The sequence below is a fragment of the Rathayibacter sp. AY1E6 genome, from assembly GCF_002931115.1.
Taxonomy (GTDB): domain Bacteria; phylum Actinomycetota; class Actinomycetes; order Actinomycetales; family Microbacteriaceae; genus Rathayibacter.
The window spans coordinates 17,761-39,873 of record NZ_PSVK01000011.1 but is presented as its reverse complement, the minus strand read 5'-3'; the positions used below and the strand labels follow the sequence as shown (position 1 = coordinate 39,873).

The window sequence follows — 22,113 nt, the reverse complement described above, 5'->3', positions numbered from 1 at the left end:
ATTCCCGTGCCCCGAACCTGGAATCGCACTGTGGTGATCCACGAGGGATGTGCGCCGACGACTGTAGGAGAGCGCCAGACGGGACGCGTCGACCGGCCCGTGATCGGGGGAGACGGGCCGTTCCTTGGAGTCTGCGCGGAGCGGGTCTAGCATTGCCCCTCGTGCTCGCGCGACTCTCGTGCGCACGGAAGGACATCGGACCGATGGCTCTCGAGAAGCTGACCCTGGCTCCCGACTTCGAACTCGCGAACCAGTACGGCGAGCGCATCCAGCTGGGCGACTTCCACGGGCGGCGCAACGTCGCCCTGGTGTTCTTCCCCCTCGCCTTCTCCGGCACCTGCACGGGCGAGTTCTGCGCGCTGCGCGAGAACCTCTCCCTCTTCGAGCACGCCGACGTGGAGCTGATCGGCATCTCGGTCGACTCCAAGCACACGCTGCGCGCCTGGGGCGAGAAGCAGGGCTACGACTTCACGCTCCTCTCCGACTTCTGGCCGCACGGCGACGTCGCCAAGCAGTACGGCGTGTTCACCGAGGCGAAGGGCTACGCGACCCGCGCGACCTTCCTGATCGACAAGGCCGGCGTCATCCGGGACACGTTCATGACCGCCCCGGGCGAGCCTCGCTCGATCGACGCCTACCGCGCCGCGATCGACGCGCTCGCCCCCGCGCACGGCTGACCCTCCGGAGGCGGACCGCCCCGGTCGTCAGCTGAGGATGTTGACGGCCCGCGAGATCACGAGGGCCAGCAGGACGAATCCGGTGAACGCCTCGGCGATCATCAGGAGCTTCATCCGGCTCGACAGCGGCATCGTGTCGGTCGGGCTGAACGCCATGGTGTTCGTCGTCGACACCGAGAGGTAGTCCACGAAGCCGGGCCGCCAGTCGGCGCGCTCGGAGGAGGTCGCGGCGACCTCGGGCGCTGTGTCGCGGTAGGTGTCCTGCGGGAAGGCGAAGTCGGCCGCCGGCAGCTCGGTGCGGGGAAGCGTTCCGCGGGCGACCGGACCGCCGCGGTCGAGCTCCCAGAACAGCAGCGCGTACGCGACGACGTTGGTGACCCAGACCTGGAGCGCGGTGAGCAGCAGCGGCGGGCCGTCGGCCGTCCCGTCGACGAGGTCGATCACCACGGCGACCACGTTCACCTGGTTCGCCACGGCGAGCACGACCGCCAGGGCGATGGAGACCCCGCGCGACCAGCGCGTCTCGCTGTCGAGCCGGTGCGGGTTCACGACGAACAGCGGCACGAGCAGCGCGAGCGTGATGCCGGCGGCGACGAGGCGGACCACCGAGGTGTCGGCGCTGTGGCCGGCCACGTTCAGTGCGACGGCCACCAGGATCGCGGCGGAGGCGGGCCAGCGGCTCTCGGCGCGCCGCCTCGCGCGGGAGTCGCTGTCGGCGGTCATGTGCCGAGGCTAGTGCCCGCAGGGGGCCGCTCCGCCTGCCGTAGGATCGAGTCGATCGTCCGCGGGTGCTCCCGCGACGGGGGCCTTTAGCTCAGTTGGTAGAGCGCCACGTTTACACCGTGGATGTCATCGGTTCGAGCCCGGTAGGGCCCACCACCTCCGTCGATCGGACGCTGCGCGTCAGCGGGACTGGCGGCGCTTGTAGGGCTTCGGCTGGCCCTTGACGATCGGGGCGCGCCCGGTCCCCTTGGAGGCCTTGGCCTTGCCTCCCGACTTCGGGGCCGCCTCCGGCTCGTCGCCGAGCGCGGCGAGCTCCTCGCGGGCCGAGGCGAGGCGCTGCCGCCCGGCCGCGGTGAGGGTCGTGGCGGCGGCACCGGGCTCGAAGAGCGGCTTGCCGAGGTCGAGCTCGACGGCGGCGACGGAGGAGTCGAGCTTCTGCCGCGAGATGCCGAGGCGCTCGGCGGCGCGCACGAAGTGCAGCTCCTCGGCGACCGCCACGAAGTGGCGCAGCTGGCTGATCTTCATCCCGAACCCTTCACGGCCGCTCCCTGCGGCACGACCACGGTACGCGGTCCGGGAGGGGGCGCCGACCGCCGGGAGCGCCACCAGGAGCAGCGGCGACCCGTCGATCCGCGCCAGAGGCCCCGGCGGACATTGCCGGACGGAGGCGGGAGGCCTACGGTCGCGCCCGTGGGCGGTCCCGAAGCCGGCCACGGAGAGAGGCCGACGTGGGCGCGCTCATCTACAGCTCGATCGCGTCGCTCGACGGCTACGTGAACGACGCGGACGGCGGATTCGCCTGGGCGGAGCCGCGACCCGCCGTGCACCGCTTCATCACGGAGCGCGAGGGGCGGGTGCGCACGTACCTGTACGGGCGGCGCATGTACGAGGTCATGCGCGCGTGGGAGCAGACCTGGGCACTGGCGGAGGAGTTCGCGTTCATCCGCGACTTCCAGGAGATGTGGCGGGCGGCCGACAAGGTCGTGTACTCGACGACGCTGGAGTCGGCCGAGACCCGCCGCACCCGCGTCGAGGGCGGGTTCGACCCGGTCGTCGTCGCCGCGCAGGTCAGCGCCGCCGACCACGACGTCTCGATCGGCGGGCCGACCCTCGCCCGGCACGCGCTGCTCGCCGGGATCGTCGACGAGGTGCAGGTCTACACGGTGCCGGTGGCGGTGGGCGGCGGGACCCACTTCCTCCCGTGCGGGTTCCATGCGCGCCTCGACCTGCGCGAGGAGCACCGCTTCGCCGACGGCACGGTCTTCACGCGCTACAGCGTGCGGCGCTGAGACCGGCTACTCGGCGCCGACCAGCGCGGCGATCCGCGAGGCGAGCCGGGCGCCCTGAGCACGTCCGGCGCGGGCGGAGGCGGCGCGGACGGCCGGGTCGAGCGAGTTCGGGCCGAAGGCGCGCACCGACTCCTCGTCGGCGTAGACCACCTCGACCCGCGAGTCCGCGAGGGCGTCGAGCTCGCCGGTCGGGATCAGGCCCGCGCCGGGCGTGCCGACTCCGGGCAGCGGAGTGACGATCAGGACCCAGTCGGCTCCCGCGGCGAGGTCGGCGTTGCTGCCGGAGCGGACGCCGCCGTCCATGTAGCGGACGCCGTCGATGCTGACGGGAGGCCAGACCCCGGGGACGGCGCAGCTGGCGGAGATCGCGTCGACGAGGCCGACACCGCTCTCGCGGTCGAACACGCGCAGCTCACCGGTGGCCGTGTCGACCGCGGTGATGAGCAGACGCTGCTCGGGCCAGTCGGCGTCGCCCACGCGGGCCGAGATGACGGCCCGGCGGGTGTCCTCGGGGAGCGTCTCGGCCTCGAGCGCGAGGGTGCCGATGCGGCGCCGCGCGTCCTGGGGCGAGGTCGCGCCCTCGACGGCCGCGGCGAAGAGGGCCTGGAGGCGCTCACCGTCGACGTCCGCTCCGATCTCGGCGGACTCCTCCTGGAGCTGGGCCTCGTACGACTCGTCGAGGCCGGTGCCGGTGCTCAGCTGCGCGGCGACCGCGGAGCCCGCGGAGGTGCCGATGAAGGTCGTCGACGGATCGAGCAGGAGGCGGGCCCCCTCGGGGGAGGCGTCGGCGAGGCCGCGGAGGACGCCGAGCTCCCAGGCGATTCCGGCGAGGCCGCCGCCGGCGAGGACGAGTGCACCAGGCATGGGGAGGTCCTTTCGATCAGGATCAGGAGGGGGCGGGCGCTGCGGAGCGCCGCAGCACCAACGCTGTCACATCGTCGTGCGCGTCGTCTGCGAGAGCATGCAGACGCTCGAAGAGAGCGGGGTCGTCGTTGCTCCGCACCAGCTCGGCGAGACGGTCGAGCGCGTCGAGGCGCCCGCCGAAGACGTCGAGCAGGCCGTCGCTGCAGGAGAAGAGCGCGTCGCCGGGGGCGAGCACGCGCTGCTCCTCCTCCCAGGAGACGTCGGCGGCGATGCCGAGCGGGACGCCCGTGGAGGCGAGCCGCTCCGTGGTGCCGTCGGCGCGCAGCAGGAGGGTGAGGCCGTGGCCGCTGTCCACGAACGAGACGGCGCCGCTCGCGAGGTCGACCCGGGCGATCAGCGCGGTCGCGAACATGCCGGTCGCGGTCAGGTCGGGCAGGAGCTGGCGGTTGACGGCCTCGACGGCTGCCGCGGGAGGGAGCTCCGGCCGCGCCTGGAACGCGGAGCGGATCGCGGAGGCGACGATCGCCGCCGAGACCCCCTTGCCCATCACGTCGACCAGCTCGAGGGAGAGATCGTCCCCGCTGCGACGCCACGCCGTGTAGTCGCCGGCGACGTCGTGCAGCGGCGTGGTCAGCGAGTCGAGGCTCCACTCGCCGAGGTCGAGGCGCGGGGGCCAGAGCCGCTCCTGCGTCTCGCTCGCGCGTCCGGAGAAGGCGATCTCGCGCAGCTCCCGCTCCGCCCACCGGCCGAGGTCCTCGAGGATCTCGCGCTCCTCCTCCGAGAAGCCGCGCACCTCGCTGTCGATGATGCAGATCGTGCCGACGCGGAGGCCGTCCCCCACGACGAGCGGGCGGCCCGCGTAGAAGCGCACGTGAGGGGATCCGGTGACGACTCCGCGGTCGGCGAACCGCGGATCGGCGGTGGCGTCCTCGACGACGAGGATGTCGCCCTGCTGGACCGTGACGTCGCACATCGAGTCGGCGCGCAGCATCCTGCTCGCCCGCGCCGAGCGCTGGGGCGACTTCGTGAACTGCGTCGACTCCTCGAGGATGTTGATCTCGGCGAGGGGGACGCGCAGGAGCCGGCGGGCGATGCGGGTGATCCTGTCGAAGCGCTCCTGGGGGGTGCTCAGGCCGATCCCGAGCTCGGCGATCGCGGCGAGGCGGGCGCGCTCGGTCGGCTCGCTCACGTGCGGGTCCGGGCGAGTGCCCAGAGGTTCTGCCCGTCGACACGGCGGTAGGAGAACTCGGTGACGAGGGCGTGGATGAACGGGATCCCGCGGCCTGCCTCGTCCCACTCGTCCGGCATGTCGCGGGGATCGGCGACCTCGGCGGGCGCCTCCTCGGCGGAGTCGTTGAGCGAGGCGCGCAGCTCGGTCGCGTCGACGCGGATCTCGACCAGGCAGATGATGTGCCGGTACGACCGGGCGTGCTGGACGATGTTCGAGGTCAGCTCGACCAGCGCGGTCTCGAACGACATCCGGTCGACCGGCGCGACGCCCGGCTCCTCGAGCCACAGCTCCTCGAGCGCCTCGTGGACGGCGGTGACGCCGTCCTCGGGCGGCGTGCGCACGACGAAGGAGCGCTCAGGCACGGTAGGCCTCCTCGACGGTCTCGGCGCTCCCGAGCAGGCGGTCGAGGTTGGACAGGCCGAGCACCATGGCGGGCTGCTCGCCGGCGGCGGCCACGCGCAGCTCGCCGCCCGCCTTCCGCGCCTCCTTGAGTCCGGCGACGAGGACGCCGAGCCCGGACGAGTCGAGGAACTCGACGGCCGCCAGGTCGACGACCACGCGGACCTCTCCCGCCTCGAGCGCGCGCTGGAGGACCGCTTCGAGCTCCCACGCCGTGGACAGGTCGAGCCGGCCGACGGGGCGGATCACCACGATGTCGGGCTCGATCCGCTCGGTGCTGATCCTCGAGCTGGGCTCCATGGTGTCCTCCTGACGGGACGGCACGCGGTTCCGCAGGGCTCGGAGACGTGGTGAGGACGCGGTCGGGCGCGCGACCGAGGGGCTCCGGATCCGATGCGGGGGTGAATCGGGGAGTTCGTCCGCCTCCGACCGTACAAGGGAACGGGGCGCCCCGTGGGAGGCGTGACCGCATCCGCGCTGCGACACGCGGTGCGCGGCCCCGGGAGGAGGCTCCGCTCAGCCCCTCGCGGCGGCGAGAGCGTCGGCGGCGAGCCGCACGGAGGTGTCCCGGCCGGTCAGCCAGAGCGGCACGGAGCGGGCGCGGAGCCCCGCCGACTCGAGCGCCGGGACCGCGTCCGCGTCCTCCTCGCCGACGAGCCAGGCGTCGAGGAGGCCGCCCCCGCTCCGGGCTCCGTAGTGCCGGCCGACGGCCTCGGCGGAGGTCTCGACGCCGATCGCGGCGAGGCAGGCGTCGGCCATGCCGCGCACCACCGCGCCTCCGATGACGGGGGAGACGCCCACGACGGGTGCGGAGGTCCGGCGGAGGGCGTCCGCGATCCCGGGGACGCCGAGGATCGTGCCGATCGAGACGACGGGATTGGAGGGGGCGACGAGCACCGCGTCGGTGTCGGCGATCGCCTCCAGCACGCCCGGGGCGGGGCGGGCGCTCTCCACCCCCTGCTGGACGAACCGGCGGGCCGGCGCGGACGCGCGCAGCCGCACCCACCACTCCTCGAAGTGGAGGAGCCGCACGCCCTCGCCGGGGAGCTCGACCTCGACGTGGGTCTCGACGTCCTGGTCCGACATCGGCAGCAGGCGGACCCCCAGCGGCCAGCGGGCGGTGATCCGGGCGGTCGCCTCCGAGAGGGTGAGGCCGTCGCGCAGCATCGAGCTGCGGGCGATGTGGGTGCCGAGGTCGAGGTCGCCCAGGGTGAACCACGGCCAGCCGACGCCGAAGGCAGTGAGCTCGGCCGAGACCCGCTCGCTCTCGCCGGCCCGCCCCCAGCCGCGCTCCGTGTCGTTCACTCCGCCGAGCGCGTAGGTGATCGAGTCGAGGTCGGGGCAGACCTTGAGGCCGGTGAGCCACATGTCGTCGCCGGTGTTGACGACGACGATGATCTCGCTCGCCTCGCCGCCGGCGGCCTCGAGATCGCGGAGGTGCTCGCGGACCGCCGAGGTGAAGCGGGCGCCGCCGACGCCTCCGGCCAGGATCGTGATGCGCATCCGCCCACGCTAGCGGCACGGACGGATTCCTCCCCCGGCGAGCCTTAATGCTGCGGATCCGCGCCGGAAACACCGGGGAAACGTCGAACCCCGACGATGAAGCCCTGTCCCCGGAGCCGGACGGTCCGTCATTGCCTTCGGGCCCGGCGGGGACCACAGTGGGTCCACGTCCCCGGCTCCGCACCGCCCGGCGGAGCACACCGGAGCCGGACAGGGACGCCCGAGCATGGAGGTACCGATGACCATCGTCCGCGCAGCGATCACCCAGACGACCTGGACCGGCGACAAGGAGTCGATGCTCGACAAGCACGAGCGGATGGCCCGGGACGCCGCAGCCGACGGCGCGCAGATCGTCTGCTTCCAGGAGCTGTTCTACGGCCCGTACTTCGGCATCACCCAGGACAAGAAGTACTACCGCTACGCCGAGCCCGCCGACGGGCCGATCGTGCAGCGCTTCGCGGCCCTCGCGAAGGAGCTGGGCGTGGTGATGATCCTCCCGATCTACGAGGAGGAGCAGACCGGCGTCTACTACAACACCGCGGTCGTGGTCGACGCCGACGGGACGATCCTCGGCAAGTACCGCAAGCACCACATCCCGCACCTGGACCGCTTCTGGGAGAAGTTCTACTTCCGGCCCGGGAACCTCGGCTTCCCGGTCTTCGACACCGCGGTCGGCAAGGTCGGCGTCCACATCTGCTACGACCGCCACTTCCCGGAGGGCTGGCGGGAGCTGGGCCTGAACGGCGCCCACCTCGTCTTCAACCCCAACGCCACCAAGCCCGGCCTGTCGAACCGCCTCTGGGAGGTCGAGGGCCCGGCGGCCGCGGTGGCGAACGGCTACTTCGTGCTGCAGCCCAACCGCGTCGGCCGGGAGGACAACGAGTACGGCGACCTCGCGGTCGACTTCTACGGCACCAGCCAGATCATCGATCCGCGCGGGGAGTTCGTCGGCGAGCGGGGCTCGGGCGAGGCCGAGGAGATCCTGATCCGCGATCTCGAGATGGACATGGTGCAGGAGATGCGCGACGACTGGCAGTTCTACCGGGACCGCCGGCCGGAGTCGTACACCAGCATCCCGAAGCCGTGACCGCAGACCGAGACGGGGAAGACCGATGAAGACCCTCATCACCGGCGGGACGGTCGTCAACGCGACCGGCACCGGAGCCGCTGACGTCCTGATCGACGGCGAGACCATCGCCGCCGTCCTCGCCCCCGGCTCCACGCTGCTGGGCTTCGATCTGGCGGCCCACGTCGACCGGGTGATCGACGCGAGCGGCAAGTACGTGATCCCGGGCGGGATCGACGCGCACACGCACATGGAGATGCCGTTCGGCGGCACCTCCGCCTCGGACACCTTCGAGACCGGCACGCGCGCCGCGGCCTGGGGCGGCACGACGTCGATCGTCGACTTCGTGGTGCAGTACCCGGGCGAGAGCGTCGTCGACCGGTTCCAGGCGTGGCAGGAGAAGGCGGCCGGCAACTGCGCGATCGACTACGGCTTCCACCAGATCCTCTCGGACGTGCAGGACTCCTCGCTCGTCGCGATGGACGAGTTGATGCGCGAGGGGGTGACCAGCTTCAAGCTGTTCATGGCCTACAAGGGCGTGTTCCTCTCGGACGACGGGCAGATCCTCCGGGCGTTCCAGAAGGGCGCGGAGAACGGCGCGATGATGATGATGCACGCCGAGAACGGCGCCCTCATCGACGAGCTGGTGAAGCAGACCCTCGCCGCCGGGAACACCGCGCCGTACTTCCACGGCACCTCTCGACCCTGGCAGGCGGAGGAGGAGGCGACGCACCGCGCGATCATGATCGCCGACCTCACCGGCGCGCCGCTGTACGTGGTGCACGTCTCCGCGAAGCAGGCGGTGGAGCAGATCGCGCAGGCCCGCGACCGTGGCATGAACGTCTTCGGGGAGACCTGCCCGCAGTACCTCTACCTCTCGCTCGAGGAGCAGCTCGGCGCGCCGGGCTTCGAGGGCGCGAAGTGGGTGTGCTCCACGCCGCTGCGCTCGAAGGCGGAGGGGCATCAGCACCACATGTGGCAGTCGCTGCGCACCAACGACATCCAGATGGTCTCGACCGACCACTGCCCCTTCTGCATGAAGGGCCAGAAGGACATGGGGATCGGCGACTTCTCGAAGATCCCCAACGGCATCGGCTCGGTGGAGCACCGGATCGACCTGATGTACCAGGGCGTGGTGTCGGGGCAGATCTCCCTGCCGCGCTGGGTCGAGCTCACCTCGACCACCCCGGCGCGGATGTTCGGGATGTACGGGAGGAAGGGCGTCATCCAGCCCGGGGCCGACGGCGACGTCGTCGTCTACGACCCGAGCGGGCACACCTCGATCGGGATCGGCGAGGGCCGCAGCCACCACATGAACATGGACTACTCGGCCTGGGAGGGCTTCGAGATCGACGGCCACGTCGACACGGTGATCTCCCGCGGCAGGGTCGTCGTCGACGACGGCTCCTACGTCGGCACGAAGGGCGACGGGGCGTACATCCCGCGCGGTCTGAGCCAGTACCTGATCTGAGCCGGCACCCGATCCGAGCCAGCACCTGATCGAGCAGAAGGAACCCCATGGACTTCGGAGTCGTCCTCCAGACCAACCCGCCCGCCTCGCGCACCGTCGCGCTCGCCGTCCTCGCGGAGACGCACGGCTTCGACTACGCGTGGACCTTCGACTCGCACCTGCTCTGGCAGGAGCCCTACGTGATCTACTCGCAGATCCTCGAGAGGACGCACCGGATCACGGTCGGCCCGATGGTCACCAACCCCGCCACGCGCGACTGGACGGTCATCGCCTCGCTGCACGCGACGCTCAACGAGATGTACGGGAACCGCACGGTGTGCGGGATCGGACGCGGCGACTCGGCGGTGAGGGTGACCGGAGGAGCTCCGACGACGCTCAAGACGCTGCGGGAGTCGATCCACGTCATCCGCGAGCTCGCCAACAGCCGTCCGGTCGAGTACAACGGCCAGACGCTGCAGTTCCCGTGGAGCCGGGGCTCGTCCCTGGAGATGTGGGTGGCCGCCTACGGCCCGCTCGCCCTGAAGCTCGCGGGCGAGGTCGGCGACGGCTTCATCCTGCAGCTGGCCGACGTGGACATCGCGCGCTGGATGATCGGCGCCGTCAAGGAGGCGGCGGCGAACGCCGGCCGGGATCCCGAGTCGCTGCAGTTCTGCGTCGCGGCGCCGATGTACATCGGCACCGACCGGGAGCACATGCGCGACCAGTGCCGCTGGTTCGGCGGGATGGTCGGCAACCACGTGGCCGACATCGTGGGCCGCTACGGCGCCTCCGGAGCGGTGCCGCAGGCGCTGACGGACTACATCGCCGGGCGCGAGGGCTACGACTACAACGAGCACGGCCGCGCGGGCAACAGCCACACCGCCTTCGTGCCGGACGAGATCGTGGAGCGCTTCTGCGTGCTGGGCACGGCGGACGAGCACGTCGAGAAGCTCCGGGCGCTCGCCGACATCGGCGTGACGCAGTTCGCGGGCTACCTCCAGCACGACAACAAGGAGGAGACGCTGCGCGTGTACGGCGAGCGGATCATCCCGGAGCTGCGCGAGCACATCGTGGCCCGCGCATGAGACCGGCCCTCGCGCGCGGGCTCGTGCTCGGCGCCGCCGGGCTGCTCCTACTCGCGCTGGTGTGGGAGGGCTGGAAGGCGCTCGGGCCCGAGGCCGGGGTGGTCGTCGGAGGAGTCACGGTGCTCCCGCGCACGAGCGCCATCGCGATGCCCCACCTCTGGGAGATCGCGGCCCGGCTCGGCGAGCCGGTCACCGGAGCGCGGAACGCCCCGGCGCTCTGGTCGGCCGTCGTGGGGGCGAGCGCCTTCTCGCTCGGGATCGCCGCGGTCGGCTGGGTCGTCGGCACGGTCGTGGGGCTGCTCCTGGCTCTCCTGATGCAGCGGTTCCGCACGGCGGAGTCGGCGGTGCTGCCCTGGATCGTGCTGAGCCAGACGGTGCCCCTGATCGCGATCGCCCCACTGGTGCGGCGCTGGGGGTCGCAGCTCGAGCTCGGACCGGTGACTTGGGAGAACTGGATGTCGGTGGCCCTGATCGCCTCCTACCTCGCGTTCTTCCCCGTCTCGATCGGGGCGCTCCGCGGGCTCGGCTCGCCGACGGCCCACCAGGTCGAGCTGATGCACGTCTACGGCGTCGGCTGGTGGAAGACGCTGGTGCGCCTGAGGCTGCCGGCGAGCGTGCCCTACCTGCTGCCGGCCCTCCGGCTCGGAGCGGTCAGCGCCGTCGTCGGCACGATCGTCGCCGAGGTCTCGATCGGCCTGCGCGGCGGGATCGGCCGCATGATCATCGAGTTCGCCTCCGCTGCCGGAGGCGACCCCGCCAAGCCCTGGGCGCCGATCCTCGGGGCGGTGCTGGTGGGCCTCGCGGCCGCCGGCTCCGTCGCTCTGCTCGGCACCCTCCTCCGTCCGTACCGCCGAGGGGAGCAGCCCGCATGAGCCCTGCAGGATCCGCGGTCGTCGTCGACTCCGTCACGAGGACCTTCACCACCGCCCGCGCCGCGAGCGTCACGGCGCTCCAGGACGTCTCGCTCGAGGTGGCCGCGGGGGAGTTCGTCTCGCTGATCGGCCCGTCCGGCTGCGGCAAGTCGACGCTGCTGCGGCTGATCGCCGACCTCGACGAGCCGGACTCCGGCTCGATCGCCGTGTTCGGCAAGACGGCCCGGCAGGCGAGGCTCGACCAGGACTACGGGATCGCGTTCCAGCAGGCGGGCCTCCTGCCGTGGCGCACGATCCGGGCGAACATCGCCCTGCCGCTGGAGCTGCACGGCGTCGCCGCGACCGCCCGGCGCTCGCGCGTCGACGAGCTGCTGGCACTGGTCGGGCTCGGCGACTTCGCCGACTCCTACCCGGACCAGCTCTCCGGCGGGATGCAGCAGCGCGTCGCCATCGCGCGGGCGCTCGCCGAGAGCCCGCGCCTGCTCCTCATGGACGAGCCGTTCGGGGCGCTCGACGAGATGACCCGCGAACGGATGCAGACGGAGCTGCTGCGGATCCGGCGCGAGACCGGCGCCGCCGTCGTCTTCGTCACCCACTCGATCCCGGAGGCGGTGTTCCTCTCGGACCGCGTCGTGGTGATGTCGCCGCGGCCGGGCAGGATCCGCGACGTCCTCCCGGTCGGACTCCCCGGAGCATCCGAGCGCGACGCGGCGGTCAGGGAGGACACGGCGTTCTTCCGCGACGTGAGCGCCGTGCGCGAGCTGCTGCACGGCGATCCCGCCGCCGTGCCGCGCGGAGTGGAGAACCGGTGAGCACGACCGCGCTGGCGCGCAGCGTGCTCGCGCCGCTCGTGCTCGGGATCGCCGCGGTCCTGCTCTGGCAGGCCGGGGTCACCGCTCTGGCGATCCAGCCGTTCGTGCTCCCGTCGCCGCTGGCGATCGGACAGGAGTTCGCCGCGAACCTCGGCTCCGTCGCCGAGGGCAGCGCGGTGACCGGCCGCAACGCGCTGGTCGGCCTGCTGGTCGGCGCAGTGCTGGCGGTCGTGGTCGCCGGACTCTCGGCGCTCGCGCGGGTGTTCGACGGACTGGTCGCGCCGATCGTGGCCGCGGCCGCTGTCGTGCCGATCGTCGCCCTCGCTCCGGTGCTCTACACGATGTTCGGAGCGAACGCCGAGACCGCGAGGCAGCTCGTCGCGGCGCTCGCCGTGTTCGTGCCGGTGTATGTGACGACGCTGCGCGGGCTGCGGCAGGCCGCTCCGGTGCACCGCGACCTGCTGAAGGCCTACGCGGCGACCCCCTGGCAGACGGCCCGCACGATCACGCTGCCGGGAGCGGTGCCCTACGTCTTCACGGGGCTCCGCATCGCCTCCTCGCTCGCGGTGATCTCGGCGCTGGTCGCCGAGTACTTCGGCGGACCCGTGGGCGGGCTCGGCAAGTCGATCACGACGGCGGCCTCGGGCAGCGACTACGCGCTCGCCTACGCCTACGTCCTGGGCGCCGTGCTCGTCGGCCTCGCGTTCTACTGCGTGACGGCCGCGCTCGAGGCGTTCGCGCTGCGCCGCAGCCGGCTGCGCTGAGCGCGGCGCCGCGCGTCCCCGCACCCTCCTCGATCCTCCCGATTCCCGACTCCCGATTCCCGACTCCACCCGACGCACCATCCGCACCGCCCGCATCATCAGCGCCACCTGCACCACAGCACCACCTGCACCGCCGCACCACGGGGCGCGCCGCACCGGCGACCCCGCAGACCGCACCAGGAGGACCCGTGACCAGACGCACCCGCATCACCCTGACGACGACCGCCGCCTTCGCGGCCGTGGGCCTCGCGCTCACCGGCTGCAGCGCCTCCGGCGGCTCCGACCCGGGGTCGGCTTCCAGCTCCGGCGGCCTCGCGCCGGTCACCCTGCAGCTGCAGTGGGTGGCCCAGGCGCAGTTCGCCGGGTACTACGCCGCGCTCGACCAGGGCTACTACGAGGACGAGGGCCTCGACGTGACGATCGCCGAGGGAGGCGGCGACATCGTCCCCCAGGACGTGCTCGCCTCGGGCGACGCGGACTACGCGATCTCCTGGGTGCCCAAGGTCCTCGGCTCGATCGAGCAGGGGGCCGGGATCACCGACGTCGCGCAGATCTTCGAGCGCAGCGCCACCACGCAGATCTCCTTCAAGGACAAGGGGATCACCTCGCCCGCCGACCTCGCCGGGAAGAGCGTGGGCAGCTGGGGCTACGGCAACGAGTGGGAGCTGTTCGCCGGCATGCAGAAGGACGGCGTCTCCCTCGACGACATCTCGCTGGTGCAGCAGCAGTTCGACATGAACGGCTTCCTCGCGGGCGACATCGACGCGGCCCAGGCGATGACCTACAACGAGTACGCCCAGGTCCTCGAGACCGTGAACCCCGCCACAGGCGAGCTGTACCAGCCGGACGACCTGAACGTCATCAGCTGGAACGACATCGGGACCGCGATGCTCCAGGACGCGATCTGGGCGGACGCGGGCAGGCTCGCCGACGACGACGCGTACGCCGAGCAGACGGTCGCCTTCATCAAGGCCTCGATCAAGGGCTGGATCTTCGCGAAGGACGACCCGCAGGCGGCGGCCGACATCGTCACCGCGGCCGGATCCACGCTCGGCACCAGCCACCAGCTCTGGATGACCAACGAGGTCAACAAGCTGATCTGGCCCTCGACGAGCGGCGTCGGGATGATCGACGAGGCCGCGTGGCAGCAGACGGTCGACATCGCGAAGGAGACGGAGAACGAGACGGGGGCGACGATCATCAGCGCGGACCCGCCCGCCACCGCCTACTCGAACGAGTACGTCGAGAAGGCGCTCGCGGAGCTCGCCGACGAGGGAGTGGACACGAGCGGTGCCGACTACGCGCCGATCGACGTGACGCTGGAGGCCGGCGGCGCCTGAGCCCGGACTCCGCCCCTCCCGGCTCCTCCCTACCCCTCCCGCCCCGGAGGGGCCCGGGAGGGGTAGGCTGGACCCTCGTGACTACTTTCAAGAAGACGCCGTTCACCGTGAACGTGCGCGACCTCGTGAGGCGACCGGGAGAGATGCGCGAGCACCGCCTCGAGCTCGAGGCGCCGGAGCAGTTCGGCGAGGGGATCGTCGCGGTCCGCAAGGGATCGGCCGTCGATCTCGACGTCCGGCTCGAGTCCGTGCACGAGGGGATCCTGGCCAGTGTCGAGGTGTCGGCGAGGGCCGACGGCGAGTGCAGCCGGTGCCTGACCGACATCTCCCTGCCTGTCGATGTCGAGTTCCAGGAACTTTTCGCGTACTCTTCTGACGAAGCTTTCGACTATGAGGTTCACGACGACCACGTGGATCTTGAACCTCTGGTCAGGGATGCGGTGGTTCTGTCGCTGCCGTTCCAGCCGGTCTGCCGGCCGGACTGTCCGGGCCTCGACCCCGTCACGGGGGAGCGGCTGGCCGATTCCTCCACGCCCGAACCCGAGGCGCCGCGCGACTCCCGGTGGGCCGCGCTCGCAGGGTTGAGCGAGGGGGACGGCGGGGCCGCAGCGCCCGGAGCTTCCACCGACAGAGCTTCCGCAGACAGCGGTGAGGGCGCGACCGCCCGCACCGAATCCGACTAGAGGTAGAGAAGAGAGAATCATGGCTGTTCCCAAGAGGAAGAAGTCCCGCGCGAACACCCACGCCCGTCGTTCGCAGTGGAAGGCCGAGGTCCCCACCCTCGTCAAGACCATCGAGAACGGCAAGGTCGTCTACAGCCTTCCCCACCGCGCCAAGGTCGTCGAGGACTCCGCGGGCACCGCGCTGTTCCTCGAGTACAAGGGCCGCAAGGTCGCCGACGTCTGATCCCGCTCCTGGTCCGCACGGCGCGGGGCGCACCGCCTCTCGACGAACGGACCGCGGTCCATGGTGAACCAGACCTCCGCACGACCCTCCAGCGACGACCGGTCGCGTCTGGAGGCCACGCTCGGCGTGAGCCTCGACGGTGAGCTCTTCGAGCTCGCCCTGACGCACCGGTCGTTCGCTTTCGAGCACGGCGGCATCCCGCACAACGAGCGCCTCGAGTTCCTCGGCGACTCGATCCTCGGGCAGGCCGTGACCGTCATGCTCTACACCGAGTACCCCGCCCTTAGCGAGGGCGACCTGGCCAAACGCCGGGCGAGCCTCGTCTCGACCGTCGCGCTCGCCGAGATCGCCCGCGGCATCGGCCTGGGCGAGTTCCTCCGCCTCGGACGCGGCGAGGAGCTGACCGGCGGCCGCGACAAGGCGTCGATCCTCGCCGACACCGTCGAGGCCATCATCGGCGCCGTCTACCTGGGCACCGGTCCCGACGCGGCCCGCGACCTGGTGCTGCGCCTGATCGCCCCTCTGCGGGCCGATCCGCTCCGCTTCGGCGTCTCGATGGACCCGAAGACGAGCCTGCAGGAGGCGGCCGCCGAGCGCGGTGCGCCGGCCCCGCGCTACGAGATCGCCGCCACCGGCCCCGACCACAACAAGGTGTTCGTCGCCACCGTGATCGTCGGCGGACTCGTCACCGCCCGCGGCGAGGGGACGAGCAAGAAGGCGGCCGAGATGGCCGCCGCGCTCGACGCGTGGACGCGTCTGGCGGCCCCCGGCGCACCCGTCGCTCCAACGGTCTCGGACTGACCGTGCCCGAGCTGCCCGAGGTCGAGGTGGTGCGGGCGGGTCTCGCTCCCGCGGTCACCGGCTCCCTGGTGACCGGCGTCGAGATCGTCGACGAGCGCTCGCTGAAGCGGCACGTGCATCCGCACGGGACCTTCGAGCGCCTGCTCGTCGGGCGCCGGCTCGAAGCGGCGGTGCGGCGCGGGAAGTTCCTCTGGCTGCCCGCGGGCTGCGACGAGGCGCTGCTTGTGCACCTCGGTATGAGCGGCCAGGTGCTGCTGCGCACGGCGGATGCGGCGCTGCCGCGGCTGGCGCGCATCCGGATCGGGATCGAGCACCCCGAGCACGGCGAGCTCGCCCTGCACTTCGTCGACCAGCGGATCTTCGGCTCGATGGCGGTCGACGCTCTGGTGCCGACCCCGGACGGAGCGCCGGGCGGCTACGCGGGCGAGGAGGTCCGCGGAGGCGGCTGGCTGCGCGCCGTGCCCTCGCAGGTCGCGCACATCGCCCGCGATCCGCTCGACCCCTCCTTCGACCTGGGCTCGGTCGTCGCGTCGCTGGCGAGGAGGAGCAGCGGGATCAAGCGGGCGCTGCTCGACCAGACGCTCGTGAGCGGCATCGGGAACATCTACGCGGACGAGTCGCTGTGGGCGGCGGAGCTGCACCCGGAGCGGCCGAGCTCGTCGCTCGGCGAGGCGCGCATCCGCCGCCTCTTCGCCGAGGTGCGCTCGGTGCTCGAACGGGCGCTGGCCGAGGGCGGCACCAGCTTCGATGCGCAGTACGTGAACGTGAACGGTGCCTCTGGCTACTTCTCGCACAGCCTGCACGCCTACGGGCAGACGGGGAAGCCCTGCGCCCGGTGCGGCGCGGCGATCGTGCGGGTGCCGTTCATGAACCGCTCCTCGCACCTCTGCCCGCACTGCCAGCAACTGCCGCGCTGACGCGCCGGGAGGCGCCGCCTCAGGCGGCGGCGTCGGCGGGCGCCGGAGCGTACCGGGAGTGGACGACGAGCTCGCCCAGCAGCGTCGCGACGAGCGTGATGACCGCGGCGATCGCCAGGCCGAGCCAGAGTCCGACCAGCAGGGCGAGCGCGCCGACTCCGGCACCCGCGGCGATCAGGACGATCGCCGCCGCGCGGCGGAACCACGGCTGACCGGAACCACCCGCCAGGCGGGAGTCCGCAGCGAGGCCGGTGATCGTCGAGGTGACGACGACCGTCGTGACGTCCTTGACGGCGAGGTGGCGGGCGGTCGCGGCCTGGAGGCCCATCGCCCCGCCCAGTACGCCGGTGACGGTGAAGGCGAGCGGCTCGGGGTGCTCAGGCACGACCGCGAGCACGATCGCCAGGACGCCGAGCAGGATGCCGACCACCGCGAAGAGCCAGGTCGAGCGCGAGGTCCAGCCCTTCTTCACCGGGCGGAGCACCCGGCCGCCGATCACGGCGCCGATCATGAAGGCGCCCAGCGCGATCAGGGGCCCGACCACGGGCAGGTCGGCCGCGCCGGAGAGGGCCATGCCGAGGATGACGACGTTGCCGGTCATGTTGCCGGCGAAGACGCGGTCGAGCCCGAGGTACCCGACGGCGTCGATGATGCCGGTCGAGAAGGTGAGGGCGAGCATCAGGCCGAGGGTCGCGCCCTCGGAGCGGGTGCGCAGGCGTCGGAACACGGGAGTCCTGTCGTCGGGGGCGGGTCTGGAGAATCGTGGCACACGCGTGCACATGCTCGAAACACGGCGCGGTTAGGGTCGGACGGCGCGGACGGGCCGCGCGGGAGGCGGACGCGCATGCGGTGGACGGAGTGGGCGGTGCAGCCCGGTGAGGGAGTGCCGCCGGGGGTGGACTACCTGCCGGCCGAGCCGGGTTCGGTGCTGTGGGGGCGCCTGCCGTGCGCGGCGGACGCGCCCGTGCTCACCGTCGACTCGGGGGCCGAGGTCGTCATCGACACGCTCAGCCACGAGGGCGTGCTGGAGGATCAGGGCCGCGATCCGGTCGCCTTCTTCGGCCGCCACGGAGTCGCTCCGGAGGGGGTGCTGCGCGACGCGGTCGCGCTCGCCGCGGACGGGCCGTTCCGCGACGGCGAGACGGACGGGCCGCACGTGGTCACGGGGCCGATCGCGGTCCGGGGAGCGCTGCCGGGGGACCTGCTCCGGATGACCCTCCTCGAGGCCGAGCCGCGCGTGCCGTACGGAGTCGTCTCGAACCGGCACGGCCGCGGGGCGCTGCCGGGCGAGTACCCGCTGCAGGAGGGGCCGTTCAGCGTCTTCGCGCGCGTCGATGAGGACGCGCAGGGCGGTCTCCGCGGCGTGATCCCGCTGGTGCCGGGAGGGGAGCGGGCCGCCCGGTTCCCGCTCCGGCCGTTCCTCGGGATCATGGGCGTCGCCGTCGCAGGGGAGGAGCGCCCGCACTCCGTGCCGCCCGGTGCGCACGGGGGCAACATCGACATCGCGCTGCTGACCGCCGGAACCAGCCTCTACCTTCCCGTGCAGGTCCCGGGCGCGCTCGCGTACGTCGGCGATCCCCACTTCGCGCAGGGCGACGGCGAGGTGGCGCTGACGGCGATGGAGGCGAGCCTGCGCGTCCGGGTGCGACTGGAGGTCGTCCCGCGCGCCGAGGCGCTCGCGGCGTTCGGGGAGCTGCTCGGGCCGATGGGGGAGACCGGCGAGTTCCTCGTGCCCACCGGGATGGACGAGGACCTGGACGTCGCCGTGCAGAAGTGCGTCCGCGCGGCCATCGCGCTGCTGGCGGCCCGCTACGGGATGGACCCGGCTCACGCCTACGCCTACCTCAGCGCGGCGACCGACTTCGACATCTCGCAGGTGGTCGACCTGGTGAAGGGCGTGCACGCACGCGTCCGGACGGCCGACTTCGATGACTGACCCGCGGGTGACGACGCTCGAGGGCGACCTGCCGGACGGGCTGGTGGACGCGGTCCTGGCGTACGAGGCGGCGCTCGGGGCGGACGACGTCGCGGCGCTCGCCGACGCGTTTGTAGAAGCGCCGACGACGCTCCGGGGCGACGCCTCCGGGCTGCTCGTCGGCCACGCGGTGATCACCGGCTTCCGGGGTCGTCGCGGCGGGGCGCCGGTGCGGGAGCTGATGGAGCTGCACGTCAGGGCGGTCGATGCGGGCACGGCGCTCGTGGTGAGCGTGAACGCTCCGGCCCGTGGCGGGCGCGGGCTCGTCACGCAGCTGTGGTCGCGCGAGGGCGGGACCTGGAGGGTGCGCGCCGCGCAGGTGCAGGCGCCCTCGCCCGCGCTGGACCCCCGTGTCTGGCGGGCCGTCGGCGCGCCGCTCGTGCCGGCCGCCGGCTCCGGGACCCTCGACGGACTGGACGTCGCGGTCAAGGACCTCTTCGCGATCGAGGGCCAGCGGATCGGCGCGGGAGTGCCGGCCCGCCTCGCTTCCGCGCCGATCGAGGCGGCGACCGCTCCGGCCGTCGCGCAGCTGCTCGCAGCGGGAGCGTCGGTGCGCGGGATCGCTCAGACCGATGAGTTCGCCTACAGCATCGCCGGCCGGAACTCCGGCTACGGGACGCCGCCCAATCCGGCCGTGCCCGGAGCGATCCCGGGCGGATCGTCGAGCGGACCGGCGACCGCCGTGTCGCTCGGGCAGGCAGCCGTCGGGCTGGCGACCGACACCGCGGGATCGATCCGGGTACCCGCCTCCTACCAGGGCCTGTGGGGGCTGAGGACGACCCACGGTGCAGTGCCCGTCGAGGGGCTGCTGCCGCTGGCGCCGAGCTTCGACACCGTCGGGTGGCTGACGCGGGACCTCGGCACGCTGAGGCGGGTGGCCGAGGTCTGCCTGCCGTCCGGCCCGCCGGTGCGGAGTCTCGCGGTGGCGCCGGCACTGCTGGGCGGAGTGGACGCGGCCGTCCGGGCGGCGTTCGGATCGGCCGTCGGGAGGATGAGCACCGAGGAGGTCGAGCTGCCCCCCGTGGCGGAGATGCTCGAGGCGTTCCGGCTCGTGCAGGCGGCGGAGGCGTGGCGGTCGAGCGGCTCGTGGGTCGCGGCGCATCCGGGAGTGCTGGCGGCGGACGTGCAGGCGCGCTTCGACGCGGCCTCGCTCGTCGACGAGCAGACGGAGGCGGCCGCACGGGCGCGGGTCGCGGGGTTCCGGGAGGCGCTCGACCGTGCGCTCGAGGGGCGGGTGCTCCTCCTGCCGTCGACGTCGTCGGTGGCGCCGGCCCTCGATGCGTCGGCCGAGGCGATCGACGCGGCGCGGACGGCGACGCTCGGCCTGACCTGTGTCGCCGGGATCGGCGGGTATCCGGCGCTGTCGGTGCCGCGGTCGAGTGTCGGCGGCGCTCCGGTGGGGCTCTGCCTGGTGGGACCGCGGGGGTCGGATCTCGCACTGCTGGAGCTGGCCGGCATGCTCTGAGAGGGGCCACGCCCGGAGCTCGTTCTCTCCCTCGTCGCGAATCGGGGCGGACGCCGTGACCCGTTCTCCCGCTCGCCGCCTCTCCCTCTCCCTCTCCCTCTCCCTTTCTCTTTCTCTTTCTCTCTCGCTCCGTCGCTCCGTCCCTCCGTCGCTCCGTCCCTCCGTCGCTCCGTCCCTCCGTCCCTCCGTCCCTCCGTCGCTCCGTCCCTCGTCGTGGATCCGAAGCGGAAGCTGCGCCGTCGCGCCCGAGTCGCTGCGGTGATCGCTGTCCTCGGGTGCGATCTCAGCGGTGAGCACGGGCGCCGAGCCCGGAGGGTGGAACGGGCCCGGGTGCAGCGAGTGCGGGCTCGGTGGACCGGTTCGTCGGCGGGCGCGTCGGACGACCGTCTTCCACGGCTCGGCCCTCGGCTGAGACAGGCCGGTGGATCGGACCCGCGCGGCGCGAGCGGGCGTGCACGAGCACGCCCGCTGGAGCACGCGCTGGAGCATGCCCGCAGGAGCGCGGCTCCTTCCGCCGTCAGAACGGGGGCGGCGCATCGCTGAAGCTCGGCCTGCGCTGCGGCGGGGCTGGCGGCGCGGGCGGATCGGGTGGACGGGTGACCACGCGGCGGCCTGTGGGGGTGGTCCAGTCGGCCGATCCGTCGGGGTGGAGCGTGTAGGTCCAGCGGTCGCCGTGGCGGACGTGGTGGTGGGCGACGCAGAGCGACGCCAGGTTGTCGAGGGCGGTGGCACCTCCGTGACGCCATTCGAGCGTGTGGTCGGCCTCGGCGGTCGCCGCGGGCCGGGTGCAGCCGGGGAAGCGGCATGTCCGGTCGCGCAGCTGGAGGGCGAGGCGCATCCGCGGGGGAGGGAGGCGGTGCGTGCGTCCGACGGAGACCACGGCGCCCGTGCTCGGATGGGTGAGCACCGGGGTGACGGCCGAGTCGGCTCCGAGGAGCTCGCGCGCGACGCCGGCCGGGATGAGGCCGTAGCCGTCCAGTTCCGCGGGGGTCTCGTCCTGCCCGGCCGCGGTGCTCGCGGCGAGGGTCAGACGCACCTCGGCCCGGATGCCGCGAGCGGACGTGCGCGGACGCTCGTCGCCCGGCGCCGTGCCGGACACGTCGCCGTCGCAGAGCAGGTCGACCAGGGCGTCGGCCCGCAGCTGCGCGAGCGTGCGCTTCTCCGCTGCACCGCTCCCGTCGCGGAGGGTGCGGGCGATCCGGTCGAGCCGCGCGAGCGCACCGAAAGCGGCCGGAGCGGGGAGGGTCGCGCAGAGCGTGGCCATGCCGTCCTGCTCGGGCGAGACCCGGACCGACCGGTCCTCCCGAGCGCGGGCGTGTCGGTCGGCCAGAGGACTCTCGTGGAGCTCGTCCCGCAGCCGGGTCAGGCATCGCCGCAGCTGGGTCGGCGTCATCGAGGCGGCCAGTCCCGCGGCGCGCTCGTCGAACTCCGGGAGGGTGGCCGGCGGCAGGGTGGCCGCGACTCCGCAGATGATCTGCCCCGCCTCCCAGCGCAACCGCGCCTCGGCCAGCGCGGCGCGCGTGCAGGGCAGGTGGTCGACCAGCAGGCGGGCGTGCTCGAGCTCGCGCGCGGCCACACGCTCGGACACGGCGAGTGCGACGGCGAGCTCGGCCCGGACGGAGCGCTCCACGAGGTCGCGCGACTCGGCGGGAGACCCGCCGCGCGCGAACGCCTCCGGGCGACGCAGAGCAGCCGTGTACGCCTCGTGCAGCGCCTCGGCGGAGGCGAGGTGGAGCGGAGCCGCCGAGCGGGCGAGCAGCGCCGCGCGGTCGCCGAGGGCGCGGACCTCCTCGAGTCCCTGCCGCATCCCATCCGCCATACCCGTATTGAACCAGTGACCACCGACACGCGGGCCGCAGGTGCGTCCGATCGGGAGAACCCGCTCGCCGGACGGCCCTGTGGAGGAGGCTCGCCGCACCAGCGGACGTCGAGCCGGCTCCGATCAACCGGATCAGGACGATCCGCACAGGACCG

General features: G+C 72.7%; 24 protein-coding genes and 1 tRNA gene. 16 read left to right on the top strand and 9 right to left on the bottom strand.

Annotated elements, in window-relative coordinates; all coding sequences use genetic code 11:
- The first annotated feature begins 203 nt into the window (after positions 1-203).
- Positions 204-677, top strand: coding sequence for a peroxiredoxin (locus C5C46_RS10545; protein WP_104226670.1), 474 nt, complete (start codon positions 204-206; stop codon positions 675-677).
- Positions 678-704: 27 nt separating this feature from the next.
- Here the strand turns inward: C5C46_RS10545 and C5C46_RS10540 are convergent, their stop codons facing one another.
- The gene (locus C5C46_RS10540; protein ID WP_104226669.1) at positions 705-1,400 is read right to left on the bottom strand and encodes a hypothetical protein; all 696 of its coding nucleotides are present in this window, start codon (positions 1,398-1,400) and stop codon (positions 705-707) included.
- An 80-nt stretch (positions 1,401-1,480) separates the two neighbouring features.
- On the opposite strand from C5C46_RS10540, the gene C5C46_RS10535 reads away from it, so the two are divergent.
- Positions 1,481-1,556, top strand: a tRNA-Val gene (locus C5C46_RS10535).
- Positions 1,557-1,580: 24 nt separating this feature from the next.
- On the opposite strand, the gene C5C46_RS10530 is transcribed toward C5C46_RS10535, so the two are convergent.
- On the bottom strand, positions 1,581-1,925 hold the full coding sequence (locus tag C5C46_RS10530; RefSeq protein WP_104223469.1) for a LysR family transcriptional regulator: 345 nt from the start codon (positions 1,923-1,925) through the stop codon (positions 1,581-1,583).
- A gap of 203 nt (positions 1,926-2,128) precedes the next feature.
- Here C5C46_RS10530 and C5C46_RS10525 point away from each other — a divergent pair, with 203 nt between their 5' ends.
- Positions 2,129-2,689 (top strand): dihydrofolate reductase family protein, encoded by a 561-nt coding sequence (locus tag C5C46_RS10525; RefSeq protein WP_104226668.1) that lies wholly within the window; start codon positions 2,129-2,131, stop codon positions 2,687-2,689.
- A gap of 6 nt (positions 2,690-2,695) precedes the next feature.
- On the opposite strand, the gene C5C46_RS10520 is transcribed toward C5C46_RS10525, so the two are convergent.
- The 5 genes from C5C46_RS10520 to cofD form a co-directional block, all read right to left on the bottom strand.
- A complete protein-coding gene (locus C5C46_RS10520; protein WP_104226667.1) occupies positions 2,696-3,553 on the bottom strand; it encodes a patatin-like phospholipase family protein in 858 nt (285 codons plus the stop codon).
- Positions 3,554-3,575: 22 nt separating this feature from the next.
- Positions 3,576-4,742, bottom strand: a complete 1,167-nt coding sequence (locus C5C46_RS10515) for a PP2C family protein-serine/threonine phosphatase (RefSeq protein ID WP_181129940.1) — start codon at positions 4,740-4,742, stop codon at positions 3,576-3,578.
- Entirely contained in the window at positions 4,739-5,146 is a 408-nt protein-coding gene (locus tag C5C46_RS10510; RefSeq protein ID WP_104223473.1) for an ATP-binding protein, read from the bottom strand. The genes C5C46_RS10515 and C5C46_RS10510 overlap by 4 nt, the downstream gene beginning before the upstream one ends.
- Positions 5,139-5,483: an STAS domain-containing protein gene (locus C5C46_RS10505; RefSeq protein ID WP_104223474.1), complete on the bottom strand. Its 345-nt coding sequence runs from the start codon at positions 5,481-5,483 to the stop codon at positions 5,139-5,141. The genes C5C46_RS10510 and C5C46_RS10505 overlap by 8 nt, the downstream gene beginning before the upstream one ends.
- A gap of 216 nt (positions 5,484-5,699) precedes the next feature.
- Entirely contained in the window at positions 5,700-6,686 is a 987-nt protein-coding gene (cofD, locus tag C5C46_RS10500) for a 2-phospho-L-lactate transferase (RefSeq protein WP_104226665.1), read from the bottom strand.
- Between the two features lie 238 nt (positions 6,687-6,924).
- Between cofD and C5C46_RS10495 the strand changes: the two genes are divergently transcribed.
- The 11 genes from C5C46_RS10495 (at position 6,925) to mutM (ending at position 16,699) form a co-directional block, all read left to right on the top strand.
- The gene (locus C5C46_RS10495; RefSeq protein ID WP_104223476.1) at positions 6,925-7,773 is read left to right on the top strand and encodes a nitrilase-related carbon-nitrogen hydrolase; all 849 of its coding nucleotides are present in this window, start codon (positions 6,925-6,927) and stop codon (positions 7,771-7,773) included.
- Positions 7,774-7,798: 25 nt separating this feature from the next.
- Positions 7,799-9,223 (top strand): dihydropyrimidinase, encoded by a 1,425-nt coding sequence (hydA, locus tag C5C46_RS10490; RefSeq protein WP_104226664.1) that lies wholly within the window; start codon positions 7,799-7,801, stop codon positions 9,221-9,223.
- Positions 9,224-9,270: 47 nt separating this feature from the next.
- Positions 9,271-10,287, top strand: coding sequence for a TIGR03842 family LLM class F420-dependent oxidoreductase (locus tag C5C46_RS10485; protein ID WP_104226663.1), 1,017 nt, complete (start codon positions 9,271-9,273; stop codon positions 10,285-10,287).
- Positions 10,284-11,159 (top strand): ABC transporter permease, encoded by an 876-nt coding sequence (locus C5C46_RS10480; protein WP_104226662.1) that lies wholly within the window; start codon positions 10,284-10,286, stop codon positions 11,157-11,159. Before C5C46_RS10485 ends, C5C46_RS10480 begins: the two co-directional genes overlap by 4 nt.
- Entirely contained in the window at positions 11,156-11,971 is an 816-nt protein-coding gene (locus C5C46_RS10475; protein ID WP_104226661.1) for an ABC transporter ATP-binding protein, read from the top strand. Before C5C46_RS10480 ends, C5C46_RS10475 begins: the two co-directional genes overlap by 4 nt.
- The gene (locus tag C5C46_RS10470; protein ID WP_104226660.1) at positions 11,968-12,735 is read left to right on the top strand and encodes an ABC transporter permease; all 768 of its coding nucleotides are present in this window, start codon (positions 11,968-11,970) and stop codon (positions 12,733-12,735) included. The genes C5C46_RS10475 and C5C46_RS10470 overlap by 4 nt, the downstream gene beginning before the upstream one ends.
- A 188-nt stretch (positions 12,736-12,923) precedes the next feature.
- Complete coding sequence (locus C5C46_RS10465) at positions 12,924-14,075, top strand: ABC transporter substrate-binding protein (protein WP_258059438.1); 1,152 nt, start codon at positions 12,924-12,926, stop codon at positions 14,073-14,075.
- A 143-nt stretch (positions 14,076-14,218) separates the two neighbouring features.
- A complete protein-coding gene (locus tag C5C46_RS10460) occupies positions 14,219-14,758 on the top strand; it encodes a DUF177 domain-containing protein (protein WP_104226701.1) in 540 nt (179 codons plus the stop codon).
- A 19-nt stretch (positions 14,759-14,777) separates the two neighbouring features.
- Positions 14,778-14,981, top strand: a complete 204-nt coding sequence (gene rpmF, locus C5C46_RS10455) for a 50S ribosomal protein L32 (protein WP_104223482.1) — start codon at positions 14,778-14,780, stop codon at positions 14,979-14,981.
- A 60-nt stretch (positions 14,982-15,041) separates the two neighbouring features.
- The gene (rnc, locus tag C5C46_RS10450; protein ID WP_104226659.1) at positions 15,042-15,782 is read left to right on the top strand and encodes a ribonuclease III; all 741 of its coding nucleotides are present in this window, start codon (positions 15,042-15,044) and stop codon (positions 15,780-15,782) included.
- Positions 15,783-15,784: 2 nt separating this feature from the next.
- Positions 15,785-16,699, top strand: coding sequence for a bifunctional DNA-formamidopyrimidine glycosylase/DNA-(apurinic or apyrimidinic site) lyase (gene mutM, locus C5C46_RS10445; RefSeq protein WP_104226658.1), 915 nt, complete (start codon positions 15,785-15,787; stop codon positions 16,697-16,699).
- 19 nt (positions 16,700-16,718) lie between these two features.
- On the opposite strand, the gene C5C46_RS10440 is transcribed toward mutM, so the two are convergent.
- The gene (locus tag C5C46_RS10440) at positions 16,719-17,426 is read right to left on the bottom strand and encodes a YoaK family protein (protein ID WP_308470741.1); all 708 of its coding nucleotides are present in this window, start codon (positions 17,424-17,426) and stop codon (positions 16,719-16,721) included.
- Positions 17,427-17,543: 117 nt separating this feature from the next.
- Here C5C46_RS10440 and C5C46_RS10435 point away from each other — a divergent pair, with 117 nt between their 5' ends.
- Entirely contained in the window at positions 17,544-18,635 is a 1,092-nt protein-coding gene (locus C5C46_RS10435) for an acetamidase/formamidase family protein (protein ID WP_104226656.1), read from the top strand.
- Positions 18,628-20,139, top strand: coding sequence for an AtzH-like domain-containing protein (locus tag C5C46_RS10430; protein WP_104226655.1), 1,512 nt, complete (start codon positions 18,628-18,630; stop codon positions 20,137-20,139). The genes C5C46_RS10435 and C5C46_RS10430 overlap by 8 nt, the downstream gene beginning before the upstream one ends.
- A gap of 517 nt (positions 20,140-20,656) precedes the next feature.
- Here C5C46_RS10430 and C5C46_RS10420 read toward each other — a convergent pair.
- Positions 20,657-21,946, bottom strand: coding sequence for an HNH endonuclease signature motif containing protein (locus tag C5C46_RS10420; protein WP_181136516.1), 1,290 nt, complete (start codon positions 21,944-21,946; stop codon positions 20,657-20,659).
- Between the last annotated feature and the right edge of the window lie 167 nt (positions 21,947-22,113).

Bases quoted from the DNA above. Each gene is read 5' to 3' on its own strand.
- rnc (WP_104226659.1), top strand. From the start codon at position 15,042: ATGGTGAACCAGACCTCCGCACGACCCTCCAGCGACGACCGGTCGCGT.
- C5C46_RS10430 (WP_104226655.1), top strand. From the start codon at position 18,628: ATGACTGACCCGCGGGTGACGACGCTCGAGGGCGACCTGCCGGACGGG.
- C5C46_RS10530 (WP_104223469.1), bottom strand. From the start codon at position 1,925: ATGAAGATCAGCCAGCTGCGCCACTTCGTGGCGGTCGCCGAGGAGCTG.
- C5C46_RS10520 (WP_104226667.1), bottom strand. From the start codon at position 3,553: ATGCCTGGTGCACTCGTCCTCGCCGGCGGCGGCCTCGCCGGAATCGCC.
- hydA (WP_104226664.1), top strand. From the start codon at position 7,799: ATGAAGACCCTCATCACCGGCGGGACGGTCGTCAACGCGACCGGCACC.
- C5C46_RS10545 (WP_104226670.1), top strand. From the start codon at position 204: ATGGCTCTCGAGAAGCTGACCCTGGCTCCCGACTTCGAACTCGCGAAC.
- cofD (WP_104226665.1), bottom strand. From the start codon at position 6,686: ATGCGCATCACGATCCTGGCCGGAGGCGTCGGCGGCGCCCGCTTCACC.
- C5C46_RS10505 (WP_104223474.1), bottom strand. From the start codon at position 5,483: ATGGAGCCCAGCTCGAGGATCAGCACCGAGCGGATCGAGCCCGACATC.
- C5C46_RS10460 (WP_104226701.1), top strand. From the start codon at position 14,219: ATGCGCGAGCACCGCCTCGAGCTCGAGGCGCCGGAGCAGTTCGGCGAG.
- C5C46_RS10435 (WP_104226656.1), top strand. From the start codon at position 17,544: ATGCGGTGGACGGAGTGGGCGGTGCAGCCCGGTGAGGGAGTGCCGCCG.
- rpmF (WP_104223482.1), top strand. From the start codon at position 14,778: ATGGCTGTTCCCAAGAGGAAGAAGTCCCGCGCGAACACCCACGCCCGT.
- C5C46_RS10420 (WP_181136516.1), bottom strand. From the start codon at position 21,946: ATGCGGCAGGGACTCGAGGAGGTCCGCGCCCTCGGCGACCGCGCGGCG.
- C5C46_RS10495 (WP_104223476.1), top strand. From the start codon at position 6,925: ATGACCATCGTCCGCGCAGCGATCACCCAGACGACCTGGACCGGCGAC.
- C5C46_RS10475 (WP_104226661.1), top strand. From the start codon at position 11,156: ATGAGCCCTGCAGGATCCGCGGTCGTCGTCGACTCCGTCACGAGGACC.
- C5C46_RS10480 (WP_104226662.1), top strand. From the start codon at position 10,284: ATGAGACCGGCCCTCGCGCGCGGGCTCGTGCTCGGCGCCGCCGGGCTG.
- C5C46_RS10540 (WP_104226669.1), bottom strand. From the start codon at position 1,400: ATGACCGCCGACAGCGACTCCCGCGCGAGGCGGCGCGCCGAGAGCCGC.
- C5C46_RS10485 (WP_104226663.1), top strand. From the start codon at position 9,271: ATGGACTTCGGAGTCGTCCTCCAGACCAACCCGCCCGCCTCGCGCACC.